The following is a 12090-nucleotide window of genomic DNA, read 5'->3' on the forward strand; positions in this document are numbered from 1 at the left end:
CCAAATATTCTGCAATAAACGATGATTCCTTTATACTTATCGTACTTAGCATCGAATATCAAACCTTTCAACTTGTCTGAAGTATTGCCTTTGCTAAGGGGAGAAGGGACCTTTTGAATAATCAATTCCAGTAAATCCTTGACACCCTCTCCAGTTTTTGCACTAATAGGGATTATAGAGTCAGCTTCAATACCAACCAAATCGTTTATTTCCAACATTGTTTCATCAATATTAGCAGTGGGAAGATCTATTTTGTTTACTGCGCCTATGATCTCCAAATTGTTCTCCAACGCTAAATACGTGTTGGTAACCGTTTGAGCCTGAACACCTTGAGTGGCATCGACCAATAAAATAGCACCTTCACATGCTGCCAAACTTCTTGAAACTTCATAGGTAAAATCAATATGCCCAGGGGTATCTAAAATATTCAGCTCATATTCATTTCCATCTTTTCCAGTATAAAAAACCTTGACCGGATGTGATTTTATAGTAATTCCTTTCTCTCTTTCTAAGTCCATTGAATCTAAATACTGCTCTCTCATATTTCTTTCGTCTATTGAATGCGTCAATTCAAGTATTCTATCCATCAAGGTTGTTTTTCCATGATCAATATGTGCAATTATTGCTATATTTCTAATAAAATTGGGATCAAACAAAAAAGAAAGCACCTCCACAAACCTATAAATGTAGGAATATTATATCATAAATAAGAGAAACTAAAAAGATTTACTATTAAGAGATGACTCTATATCTTCCAATTGTCTTGAGTATTCATCAATTCTTTCTTTTAGATCTTTGAAATGTTCTAGGTTATTTATTTCGTTTTTAAATGCTTCGTAGTTTTCAAACATACTTGTTTGCATTTTTACTTTTAAGCTATTTAAAAAAGATTCAACATTAGTTCTAAGTGTATTTTCTAAAGCCTTCATTTGATTAGAAATTTCATTATCCAATCTCTTCTGAACACTTTTAGAGATGTATAACCTGTTCAATAGATTTTTGTTTTTAAACGTGACTGTTTTAAAGGTTCTATTTAAAATTGTGTTGATTTCTTTCTCCAAATCTTCCTGAAAATCATCAAAAAATTTATCAACATCAGATTTTAACTTTTCATTTAAAAAAGAATCCTTTCCTAATCTTTCAACAACTTCTTCTTTATCAAAAAATTTATCTATTCTTCTTTTTTCTTCATCGATAATATATGTGATTTCTCTTTTTATTTTCTCTTCCAGTATATTTGATCCCTCTTTTATAAATTTAGTAATCTCGTACTCGATCAATTCCTTCACTTTTTTCTGCGTTTTATAAAAGTTTAAGATTGAATTTTTCAAATTAGTTAACTTACTCAAGTAATAATTTTTTATAGTATCGCTAATTGACTCAAACCTAATATTCAAAAAAGAATGGTTTTCGTCTAAAAATGCATTAAGGGTTTCATAATATCTTTCAAGAACTTCCAATTTCTCGATTTTTTCGTTCAAAATGTTGCTATTTTGGTCAACGGAAAATCTAATCTTACCTATAATTGTTTTCAACTTCATTCTTTTCTTGTCATGACTACCTATTTCGTTAAAAATGTACTCTCTAATCTCTTGGAAACCACTATCAGGTTTAGATTCAATTTCTAACTTAGCTGAAGTTAAAAAGATTTTGGGATCTTTCAAATCTATTTTGTTGCATCTATTTATAAGTTCTTTTTTAGCAGTTTCTATCTCTTCTTGTGAAGCTCTATCCTTCTGGGAAAGAATAAAGATGACATCTTTTTTCAAATCCTTGATAATCTTTTCGATCAACTCCCAATCGCTTTTTGTGTATATATTTTTCGAGTCGAAAACAAACATTATCAGATTGCTATTTTCTAAAAAATCTCTAGTGATCTTTTCATGTTTCTCCATTATTGTGTCCGTTCCTGGGGTGTCTATTATCTCTATTCCTTCCAAAGAGTCCAAATCTTTGTAGATTGTAACCATATCACCTTTTGTTTCAACGTTTCCTTGACCCTTTCGAACGATTGTTATTTTGGAAGTCTGAGGTCCTGGTCCAACCTCGAAGATATTCTCTTCTCCTTCTTTAATTCCAAGTAAAGCGTTTAAAAAACTACTTTTACCAGCTTTAACTTTGCCTACAACCACAAAATTGAAAAGTGTTTCGAATTCGCTCTTTACTTCGTCAATTTTATCTTTAATCAAAAAAGAATTCCTATTGATAAGGTCTAAATAATCGTTCAACAAGGCTTTTAACTTAGACTCTTCTTTCTTAAATTTATCGCTAACTAAAGATATCCCCATAGAACACCACCTCTCATTTTTGAATTCAACTTAATTATATTACATATGTCATTGATTTTTTACTAAATTATAAAAAAACAAAAAAAGCGTTTTGCATATAGCAGCAAAATTTAGTGCTCAGCTTTTTATTATGATATAATTAAATAGCATATTCAAGAATATTCTAAGGAGCAAAGCCCACTTCAATTCATCTTTATGAGCGGGTAGCTGGGCGAACGAGCGTCAAAAAGATTTATAGTTTCACAGAATCTCAATTTAGGAGGTCCAAAAATGAAAAAAGTCTCAATAACCTACAAAATTCCTGAAGCAGGTATAGATTTGCTAAAAGGTAAATACGATATTTGGGTCAATCCAAAGGATAAGCTACTCACCAAAGAAGAACTAAAAGAAATAGTGAAAGAATCTGACGCATTAATTACGATGTTGGCAGATCCGATCGATAGTGAAGTGTTAGAAGCAGGTAAGGATAGATTAAAAATCGTTGCAAATTACGCTGTTGGATACAACAACATCGATATTCAAAAGGCAAAAGAGTTAGGAATATATGTAACTAATACCCCTGATGTATTAACCGAAACCACCGCTGATTTAGCCTGGGCGTTGATGTTAGCTGTTGCTAGACGAATCGTAGAGTCTGATGCCTTTACAAGAGAAGGTAAATTTGATGGTTGGAAGCCTGAATTGTTTCTGGGAACAGATGTATACGGCAAAACCTTGGGTATCATAGGATTTGGAAGTATAGGTCAAGCAGTTGCCAGAAGGGCAATAGGCTTCAATATGAAAGTTTATTACTATCAACGTCATCGCCTTTCCAGCGAAGAAGAAAAGGCTTTGAATGCCACTTATTTACCGCTTGATGAACTTTTGAAGGTTTCTGATTATGTGAGTTTACATGTGCCTTTAACTGACGAGACTTATCATATGTTGGATAAAGAAAAACTATCGCTATTAAAGAAATCTGCCTTTGTTATCAACACGGCAAGAGGTCCTGTGATAGATGAACAAGTGCTATACGAAAAATTAAAAAATAAAGAGATTGCAGGAGCAGCGTTAGATGTATATGAGAATGAACCACAATTGACACCTGGATTAAAAGATTTAGATAACGTAGTAGTAACACCACACATCGGATCTGCATCACACGAGACGAGAAGTCGAATGGCTCAGATGGTAGCAAAAGATATCATTCAAGCTTTGGAAGGAGAAACACCTGAACATCTAATATGGAGGTAGAAATTAAATATTGAATAGAGTATATGAAATATACAAGGATCTTTACGATTATTACGGTCCACAGCATTGGTGGCCCGCAGACGATTGGTTCGAAGTGACTGTGGGGGCTATTTTAACACAAAATACTTCCTGGAACAACGTCGAAAAATCTATTGAAAATTTGAAGCAACGCGATCTATTAGAACCAGAAAAACTATCTAAAATCGAAGAAGATGATTTGGCTCAATTAATAAGATCTTCCGGTTTTTACAATCTCAAAAGTAAACGTTTGAAAAACTTCTTAGAATGGTTAAAAAAATATAATTATGATACAGATAAGATTAAAAATAAAAGTGTAACCTCTTTAAGGGAAGAACTGTTAAGTATAAAAGGAATAGGAAAAGAAACCGCTGATTCGATACTTTTATACGCCTTTGAAATGCCGGTTTTTGTTATCGATGCTTATACGAAGAGGATGTTTTCACGATTGGGTTTAATATTGTCTAGAGAATACGATGAGTTTCAAAATTTCTTTGAGAAAAACCTGACAAAAGATGTTCAGCTTTACAACGAATACCATGCGTTGATAGTTAAACATTCAAAAGTTTATTGTAAAAAAACGCCTAAATGTTCTAATTGTTTTCTAAAAGAAAAATGTAATTGGGGAGTGAACAACCTATAATATCTTACAACAAACTCAACCTAAAACAAATCCAAAAATTAGGAGAAACTATTTCTAAATATCTTTTCCCTGGTGCAAAATTACTACTTTTTGGCAATTTGGGAACGGGGAAAACTACGTTGACATCGTATATAGTTAACAGCTTGAGCAAAAGCCCTATAAACGTAACAAGCCCTACTTTTTCTTTAGTAAAGGTATATGACACAAATCCAACTATATATCACGTTGATTTGTATAGGTTAAACGAGCCACAAGAGATAGAGTATTTAGATGTCTTTATGGATCCTAAAGGGATATATATAATTGAATGGGCAGACTTTTTGGATTACTTAACCCCCGAAGAAAGATTGGAGATTCACATTTCCTACAATGAAGATATTAGGTATAGGGATGTAAAAATCGAAGGATTTGGTGAAAAGTACAAAGAGATGGAGGCTAATATAGAAAAGGAGCAGTAGTTTTGTGTCAATTCAAAGGATTTTTAACGTTATCTCAGAAAAAGATTACAAAGAACATAGCCAAAAAACTAGAAAAATAGTTGAAAAAGCTAATGCAATTCTCCGAAAACCGCGAGAATTAAACGAAAGAAAAATGTTTTGGATATATAGAGTTTTAGGAAAAGATGCCGAACTAAAAATACCAAAAAAGCACATAAACGATTTTCAATTTCTGATAATGCATATTTTAAAAAAACCAAAAGAGAATAGATTCAATGATTTAAAAAGCTATTACAAGTTAAAAGAAGAAACGATCGAGAACCTGAAATTTTTACTTTTTCCAGACAAGTTTCCACCTGGTAGCTACAATGAAAAACTAAAAAAGTACGGGGTAGAGTTTTACAATCCTCAAGTTATATTGAAAAGACTGGATTTTAAAGATTTTATAGACTTATACGCACTAATAACATACATACCTTTAGATGTGAAAACTCCCTTTGTACAAGACCTCATAGACGAGATCCTAAGCATAGATCCTCTTGATACAAAGATCTCATTGTACAAAAAAATAAAAGAAATATTTAAAAGTTTAGGTCCTTACGAAAAACAGATGGTGGAACTTCATCTTAAAAACGTGTCTTACTACCATTATAGGCTTATGAGCCAAGGAACGGTTAAAGGTGTTATTATCGATGGTAGTAACGTTGTAAGGTACAACGATCAAGAAAGTATAGTTAGATTGGTTGATTTGCTGGATAATCTCTACATAGAAAATATGACGTTTTTCCCTGCAATAATAGTATTCGACAAAAACATTGAATACGTTTTAAAAAGCGAGGATGACAAGGACATTTTAAAAAAAATGTCCGAAAAAAAGAGGGTTTACTTTGAATCACCTGCAGATGAATTGATCGTTCATTTTAGTAATAAACTTGGTTATTACATGATTTCACAGGATAAATATAATGAATATCAGTTTGATAAAGACAAATTATTGGAACTGCGGAGGTTTTTGGATGAGTGAACAAAGTTTCGACTTAGAACAATATAACTACGAATTACCTGAAGAGCTTATAGCCCAAGAGCCTGTTGAACCAAGAGATAGCTGCAAGTTGATGGTGCTAAATAGAAGAGTAAAAAGTATCGAACACAAAGTTTTTAGGGATATAAAAAATTATTTACGACCTGGCGATTTGCTTGTTTTAAATAATACCAGAGTTATCCCTGCAAGATTATACGGTAAAAAGGAAACAGGTGCAAAAGTTGAAGTTTTACTTTTAGAAAAAAATGGAAACGATAAAACATGGAAAGCTTTGGTAAAGCCTGGTGGAAAGATAAAAAAAGGCAACAAACTTATCTTTGAAGATAATTTAGTTTGCACGGTAGTAGAACATTTGGAAGATGGTTCTAGAATTTTAGAATTTGACGATCCTAACTTTTTTTCAAAATTGCCAAGAATTGGCGAAGTTCCTTTACCGCCTTACATAAAAAAACAGATTGACGATCCAGAAAAATATCAAACTACCTACGCAAAAAACAATGGTGCGGTGGCTGCACCAACAGCTGGTTTACATTTCACACAAGAGCTAATAGATGAGCTCACTGATTACGGCGTAAATTTTACTGAAGTTACGCTTCATGTAGGTTTAGGAACCTTCAGACCTGTTAAAGAGCCAGACATTAGAAACCACCAAATACACGAAGAGTATTATACTGTATCAAAAAGTGTACTTAGAGATATAGTCAGAGCCAAAGCCAATGGTAAAAGGGTCATAGCCACAGGAACAACGGTTGTTAGAACTCTCGAAACTATTGCCAGAAATCCAGACGAACTTGCTGGTAGAACAGATCTATATATTTACCCACCATTTGAATTTAAAATAATTGATGCTATGATCACCAATTTTCATCTACCCAGATCTTCACTTCTTTTTCTTGTTTCAGCGTTTGCTGGTCGTGATTTTATTATGAACTCATATGAAATTGCAAAAGAAAAGAAATATAGATTTTTTTCCTTTGGTGACGCCATGTTTATAATGTAATTTTTTAAATATTAAAGTTTATTAAATATCAGTCGATAAAAAAGTGAATAATAATTTCAAGGTCGGGTGATATTATGGGAATATCAAACATTGGGGGTAAAGAAGATTTTTCCATTAACAATCCTATAGCCAATAGACAGCACATTGAAATGGCGAATGCCAATCAAAGAAACCCTGAAAATTCAAACCAGCCGATTCAAAAAGAAGAGGTTATGCCAGACGAGCTTGACAAAGTCACAAAAATAATTGAAGATAGATTAAAAAAGTTATCCAAAATATTCAAAGGAGAGGCGAAGTTTGAAATAGAAAGGGATTTGGATATTATTATTGTAAAAATTATAGATAAAGACACTAAGGAAATTATAAGACAGATACCACCTGAAGTGTCCGTCAAACTTGCCAAAGCCCTAAACGATGTTCAAGGTATATTACTTGATGAGATAGCATAATTATTAATGTTTTAATGTTGTATAAACCAATTCGGCGACATCATTATAAGTTAAAAGTAAATGCAACTTTCTTCTTACCTCCTTTGAGCCTTCAATACCAGAAAAGTATTTCATTAATACTTTTCTGAATTTTTTTACTGCATAAACCTCTGAACTATAAAATTCTATCGTAAATTTCAAGTGCTCTAAACAAGTATCTATTCTCTCATCTAAAGTTGGATTATAATTATTCTTTGTGAATATCCAAGGGTTACCAATAGCGCCCCTTGCAACTAAAACAAAATCCGCGCCATAATTCAACAAATAATCATCTATATCTTTTTTGCTGAACACATCACCGCTTGCTCCTAAAAGAATATTGATCTTCTTCTTTAATTTTTTTATTACTTCTCTATTTGCAATTCCACTGTACATTTGTGACCGAGTTCTACCATGAACAATAATATAATCTGAACCTGCTTCTTGGACTGTTTGAGCTACTTCTTCTATATTTATTTGATCGTATCCTAATCTTACCTTTACTCCTACGGGTAAATCAATACTCTTTTTAAGAGTAAAAACGATATCTCCCAATAATTTTGGATCTTTTAACAAAGCTGCCCCTGAACCTTTTTTCACAACTTTATTAACAGGGCAAGCAGCGTTTATATCGATCCAACTAGCTAAACTCTGGACAGCTTTGGCTGCTTCGACAAATTTTGTTGCGTCGTTGCCAAAAAGTTGCACACCTATATTAGCCTCACCCTTCTGAGGAAGCATTTTTTCAACCTTTTCATTTTCTCTTATTATAGAATCTACTGAAATCATTTCTGTAAAAGTAAAATCTGCCCCAAATCTTCTGCAAATCTCCCTAAAAGGGTAATCAGTATAATCCGCCATCGGAGCTAAACCAATTTGATTTTCTAACATCCACTTACTCCTCCCGAACCATATTCGTGATTTATTTTAGCTTTTTTCGTTAAACAGGTATATACACCAATTTTAAATCTCTATACAATAAGTAAATTCAAAAATCTTTAGTAGAAACATAAAAATTATTGATTTTTTTATTTATTTACTTGACAATTTTTATTTTATCTGTTATAATTTTTGTGAAATATTTGAATTAAGTTTAAAATAATTAAAGGGGGTTATAAAAATGTTGAGAAGACCACAGAAAAAAATTAAAAAGGTAGAATCTTATTACACAGCTTATGATTTACTATCTGAAGAATTATGGCAGGTTTATCTCGAAAACATCAGAAAATTGTAAAAGTAAAAGAATATGGGAGGGAAGCAGGAAACCCCTCTCCACCTTCCTTAAATGGGTGGGCAGCGGGGCGAAGGGGTAAAGATTCTCTTTCCTTATAGGGTGGGCTGCGGGGCGAAGGGGTAAAGATTCTCTTTCCTTATAGGGTGGGCTGCGGGGCGAAGGGGCGCTATTAAAGAAGTTTTAGAGTTTCTAAAGGCAATAAAAAAGATTAAAACAGGGGGAAATTCTATGACAAAAGTGCAAAAAAGAAACTTTTTGCTATACTCCACAGGTAGGCTTGTATCTTTAATAGGAAGTGGCGTACAATTGATTGCTTTACCACTGTATATTCTTGATCTTACAGGCTCTGGAACCCTTATGGGTACGTTTACTTTTTTAAGCATGGTTCCAGGATTGATTTTTTCACCGATAGCAGGGGTTTTAGGAGATCGAATGAATCGAAAGAAAATTATGGTGAATATGGACTATTTACGAGGGATAATTATACTTTTTATGGCATATTCAGCCTATCAAGGTTGGATGAACATTGCCTTTATCTTCACTGCCCAAGTATTTATTTCTATATTAGACAGTGTTTTCGGTGGCTCAACCGGTGCGATGCTCCCAGACTTGGTTCCTATTGAATTCCTCACAAAAGCTAATTCGGTAAATTCTTCAATAAATAGTGTTTCTAATATTATAGGACCCATCCTCGGAGGAATCATATACGGATTTGGCGGAATAAAAGTTGTGTTTCTTATAAATGGAATTTCTTTCGTTATTTCTGCTATAAGCGAAATGTTTATTACTTACGTACCACATTTTGAAGGTAAGCAGAAAATATCTTTTAAATCCATGTTTTCAGACATCAAAGAAGGCTTAGTTTTTATAAGAGGAAGAAAGGGTTTGAAAGAACTGTTTTTGTTTGCAATGATTGCCAATTTTATAATGTCACCAATTTTTATGATTGTCTTTCCTTATGTATTAAGGCAAGAAATTGGATTTACTAGTGAACAGTATGGAATCACACAATCTTCTTTTACCTTGGGGATACTAATTGGCAGTATTTTAATTGGCACTATTTTTTATAAGAGTAATCCCAAAAAATCGATGACACTTGGTTTAATAGCAGAAGCCATTATGTTTTTCATCATTTCAGGTTTATTTTTTCCTAATATCGTTACCAAATTCGGAGGTGCATCATGGACTTTATTAATAATTTTGTACATAAACCTTATGCTTATAGGCGTGTGTAATGCTTTTATAAATATACCTATTAATACCAACCTGCAAAAAATGACACCAACCAAAGTAAGATCTCGTGTTTTTACAGTTTTGGGGTTGATTTCTCAAGGAGCTATACCTGTTGGCTCGTTGATATTTGGCACTCTTTTAGATTTAATGAGGGGATATCAACTTACACTGTTTGCAAGCATAGCATCAGCTATTGTAACCATCCTTTTTTTAAAAATTGCACCAGAAGAAACCTTTAATCCCAAACCTGTTACTGAAGAAGTATAAAAGTCAAAGCTTGATAAAATCAATTTATCATTTGTTGTTTAATGCTTTTATGAAAAACAGCGTGAATACTCTCCAGGTAAAAGAACACCCCGAAAGGGATTCAAGGAAAAGATGAAAGATGGCTTTAAACACAAAACGAAGGGGTAATGAACCCTTATTCAACATGACGGTCAAAGAAAATATAATGTTGGATGATGAATTCACCCAAGAAGAATTCATGAAGGCGGTAAAGAAAGCGAAGGTAGATAAATTCATAGGACTTTTAGATGAAGGATACGACACGGTAGTGGGGGAAAGGGGAAGTAAGTTATCTGATGGGCAAAGGCAGAGAGTAGCAATAGCAAGAGCATTGATAAGGAAACCAAAGATATTGATATTGGATGAAGCAACGTCAGGGGTAGATTCTCAAACAGAAGAAGAAATATTCGATGAATTGAAAGAGTATGAAATGACTTTGATAATAATATCCCACAGATTATCGACGATAAGAAAAGCAGACAAGGTGATATTATTGAAAGATGGGGAGATAAGAGGAGAAGGAGCACACGAAGAGTTACTAAAAAATTCTCCCATTTACAGAGAAATAATAGAAAGTCAGTTGGTTGTATGAAAGATTAATTAGCCACTATTTTCAAGAGAACCTAATTTCCGAAAATGCGCCCTAAATGGGCGTTTTTCAAACATTGAGTAATTGTCCAAAATGCTTTTTGAAAAGTAATTTGAATTAAAGAATTTTTAGGAAAAACACTCATAAAAGAGGACAGTAATCCATATTTGACAAGAAGCTTAAACGAGTTTGAAACACCTAAAAATATATGTTAAAATTATAATAATTATTTCCTTGTAAATTGAGCTTCGGGGAGAATTAGCGCGGGTCTCCTATTCCTTAAATGGGTGGGTAGCGGGGCGAAGGGGCGCTAAATCTAGAATAAAGTTACTATAACAAGATCAAAACAGGGGGAAATTCTATGACAAAAGAGCAAAAAAGAAACTTTTGGCTATACTCCACAGGTAGGCTCGTATCTTTAATAGGAACTGGCGTACAAATGATTGCTTTACCGCTTTATATTCTTGATCTTACAGGCTCTGGAACCCTTATGGGTACATTTTCTCTTTTAAGTATGCTGCCAGGCTTGATTTTTTCACCGATAGCAGGGGTTTTGGGAGATCGAATGAATCGAAAGAAAATTATGGTGAATATGGACTATTTACGAGGGATAATTATACTTTTTATGGCATATTCAGCCTATCAAGGTTGGATGAACATCGCCTTTATCTTCACTGCCCAAGTATTTATTTCTATATTAGACAGTATTTTCGGCGGCTCAACCGAGGCAATGTTTCCCGACTTAGTTCCTATTGATTTCCTCACCAAAGCTAATTCGGTAAATTCTTCAATAAATAGTGTTTCTAGAATTATAGGACCAATCCTTGGAGGAATCATATATGGATTTGGGGGAATCAAAGTTGTATTTCTTATAAATGGAATTTCTTTCGTTATTTCTGCTATAAGCGAAATGTTTATTACTTACGTACCACATTTTGAAGGTAAGCAGAAAATATCCTTTAAATCTATGTTTTCAGACATCAAAGAGGGAGTAATTTTTATAAAGGGAAGAAAAGGTTTGAAAGAATTACTTTTGTTTGTAATGATTGTCAATTTTTTATTGGCACCGATTCTTACGATTGTGCTTCCTTATGTATTAAGGCAAGAAATTGGATTTACGAGCGAACAGTATGGAATCACTCAATCTTCTTTTACCGTGGGGATACTAATTGGCAGTATTTTAATTGGTACTATTTTTTCTAAAAATAATCCGAAAAAATCGGTGACACTCGGTTTAACAGTAGAGGCAATTATGTTATTCATCATTTCAGGTTTATTTTTTCCTAATATCGTTACCAAATTCGGAGGTGCATCATGGACTTTATTAATAATTTTGTACATAAACCTTATGGTAATAGGCGTGAGCAATGCTTTTATAAATATACCTATTGATACCAACATGCAAAAAATGACACCAACCAAAGTAAGATCTCGTGTTTTTACGGTTGTGGGGTTGATTGCTCAAGGAGCTGTACCTGTTGGTGCACAAATATATGGTATTCTTTTAGATTTAATGAGGGGATATCAAATTGCACTGTTTGCAAGCATAGTATCAGTTATTGTAATTATCCTATTTTTAAAAATTGCACCAGAAGAAACGTTCAATCCTAAACCTGTTAAT

Annotated in this window: 12 protein-coding genes; 9 read left to right on the forward strand and 3 right to left on the reverse strand. The window is 33.2% G+C overall.

Annotated features, from left to right (window positions below; all coding sequences use genetic code 11):
• Both AA81_RS09505 and AA81_RS09510 read right to left on the reverse strand, forming a co-directional pair.
• On the reverse strand, window positions 1–587 hold a 587-nt coding region (locus AA81_RS09505; protein WP_439331574.1), incomplete at its 3' end, for a GTP-binding protein.
• A 129-nt stretch (window positions 588–716) separates the two neighbouring features.
• A complete protein-coding gene (locus AA81_RS09510) occupies window positions 717–2288 on the reverse strand; it encodes a dynamin family protein (protein WP_103898889.1) in 1572 nt (523 codons plus the stop codon).
• A 270-nt stretch (window positions 2289–2558) separates the two neighbouring features.
• Between AA81_RS09510 and AA81_RS09515 the strand changes: the two genes are divergently transcribed.
• The 6 genes from AA81_RS09515 to AA81_RS09540 all read left to right on the forward strand — a co-directional run bounded on the left by AA81_RS09515 (window position 2559) and on the right by AA81_RS09540 (window position 7110).
• A complete protein-coding gene (locus AA81_RS09515) occupies window positions 2559–3521 on the forward strand; it encodes a 2-hydroxyacid dehydrogenase (protein WP_103898890.1) in 963 nt (320 codons plus the stop codon).
• A gap of 10 nt (window positions 3522–3531) precedes the next feature.
• Window positions 3532–4182: an endonuclease III domain-containing protein gene (locus AA81_RS09520; protein ID WP_103898891.1), complete on the forward strand. Its 651-nt coding sequence runs from the start codon at window positions 3532–3534 to the stop codon at window positions 4180–4182.
• Window positions 4161–4640, forward strand: a complete 480-nt coding sequence (gene tsaE, locus AA81_RS09525) for a tRNA (adenosine(37)-N6)-threonylcarbamoyltransferase complex ATPase subunit type 1 TsaE (protein WP_103898892.1) — start codon at window positions 4161–4163, stop codon at window positions 4638–4640. The genes AA81_RS09520 and tsaE overlap by 22 nt, the downstream gene beginning before the upstream one ends.
• A gap of 4 nt (window positions 4641–4644) precedes the next feature.
• The gene (locus AA81_RS09530; RefSeq protein ID WP_103898893.1) at window positions 4645–5643 is read left to right on the forward strand and encodes a hypothetical protein; all 999 of its coding nucleotides are present in this window, start codon (window positions 4645–4647) and stop codon (window positions 5641–5643) included.
• A complete protein-coding gene (gene queA, locus AA81_RS09535; protein WP_103898894.1) occupies window positions 5636–6661 on the forward strand; it encodes a tRNA preQ1(34) S-adenosylmethionine ribosyltransferase-isomerase QueA in 1026 nt (341 codons plus the stop codon). Before AA81_RS09530 ends, queA begins: the two co-directional genes overlap by 8 nt.
• A 74-nt stretch (window positions 6662–6735) precedes the next feature.
• A complete protein-coding gene (locus AA81_RS09540; protein ID WP_103898895.1) occupies window positions 6736–7110 on the forward strand; it encodes a flagellar protein FlaG in 375 nt (124 codons plus the stop codon).
• 3 nt (window positions 7111–7113) lie between these two features.
• On the opposite strand, the gene AA81_RS09545 is transcribed toward AA81_RS09540, so the two are convergent.
• Window positions 7114–8019 carry a tRNA dihydrouridine synthase gene (locus AA81_RS09545; RefSeq protein WP_103898896.1) on the reverse strand — a complete coding sequence of 302 codons (906 nt, stop codon included), beginning with the start codon at window positions 8017–8019 and terminating at the stop codon, window positions 7114–7116.
• 571 nt (window positions 8020–8590) lie between these two features.
• Here AA81_RS09545 and AA81_RS09550 point away from each other — a divergent pair.
• The 3 genes from AA81_RS09550 to AA81_RS09560 form a co-directional block, all read left to right on the forward strand.
• Window positions 8591–9862 carry an MFS transporter gene (locus AA81_RS09550; protein WP_103078676.1) on the forward strand — a complete coding sequence of 424 codons (1272 nt, stop codon included), beginning with the start codon at window positions 8591–8593 and terminating at the stop codon, window positions 9860–9862.
• A 118-nt stretch (window positions 9863–9980) separates the two neighbouring features.
• Window positions 9981–10472, forward strand: coding sequence for an ATP-binding cassette domain-containing protein (locus AA81_RS09555; RefSeq protein WP_245857175.1), 492 nt, complete (start codon window positions 9981–9983; stop codon window positions 10470–10472).
• Window positions 10473–10830: 358 nt separating this feature from the next.
• A partial coding sequence (locus AA81_RS09560; protein ID WP_103898897.1) for an MFS transporter occupies window positions 10831–12090 on the forward strand: 1260 nt, incomplete at its 3' end.

The organism is Petrotoga halophila DSM 16923, assembly GCF_002924615.1.

Coding starts and splice junctions, on each gene's coding strand:
- AA81_RS09555 (WP_245857175.1), top strand. CDS start 9,981: ATGGCTTTAAACACAAAACGAAGGGGTAATGAACCCTTATTCAACATG.
- AA81_RS09550 (WP_103078676.1), top strand. CDS start 8,591: ATGACAAAAGTGCAAAAAAGAAACTTTTTGCTATACTCCACAGGTAGG.
- AA81_RS09545 (WP_103898896.1), bottom strand. CDS start 8,019: ATGTTAGAAAATCAAATTGGTTTAGCTCCGATGGCGGATTATACTGAT.
- AA81_RS09515 (WP_103898890.1), top strand. CDS start 2,559: ATGAAAAAAGTCTCAATAACCTACAAAATTCCTGAAGCAGGTATAGAT.
- AA81_RS09540 (WP_103898895.1), top strand. CDS start 6,736: ATGGGAATATCAAACATTGGGGGTAAAGAAGATTTTTCCATTAACAAT.
- AA81_RS09510 (WP_103898889.1), bottom strand. CDS start 2,288: ATGGGGATATCTTTAGTTAGCGATAAATTTAAGAAAGAAGAGTCTAAG.
- queA (WP_103898894.1), top strand. CDS start 5,636: ATGAGTGAACAAAGTTTCGACTTAGAACAATATAACTACGAATTACCT.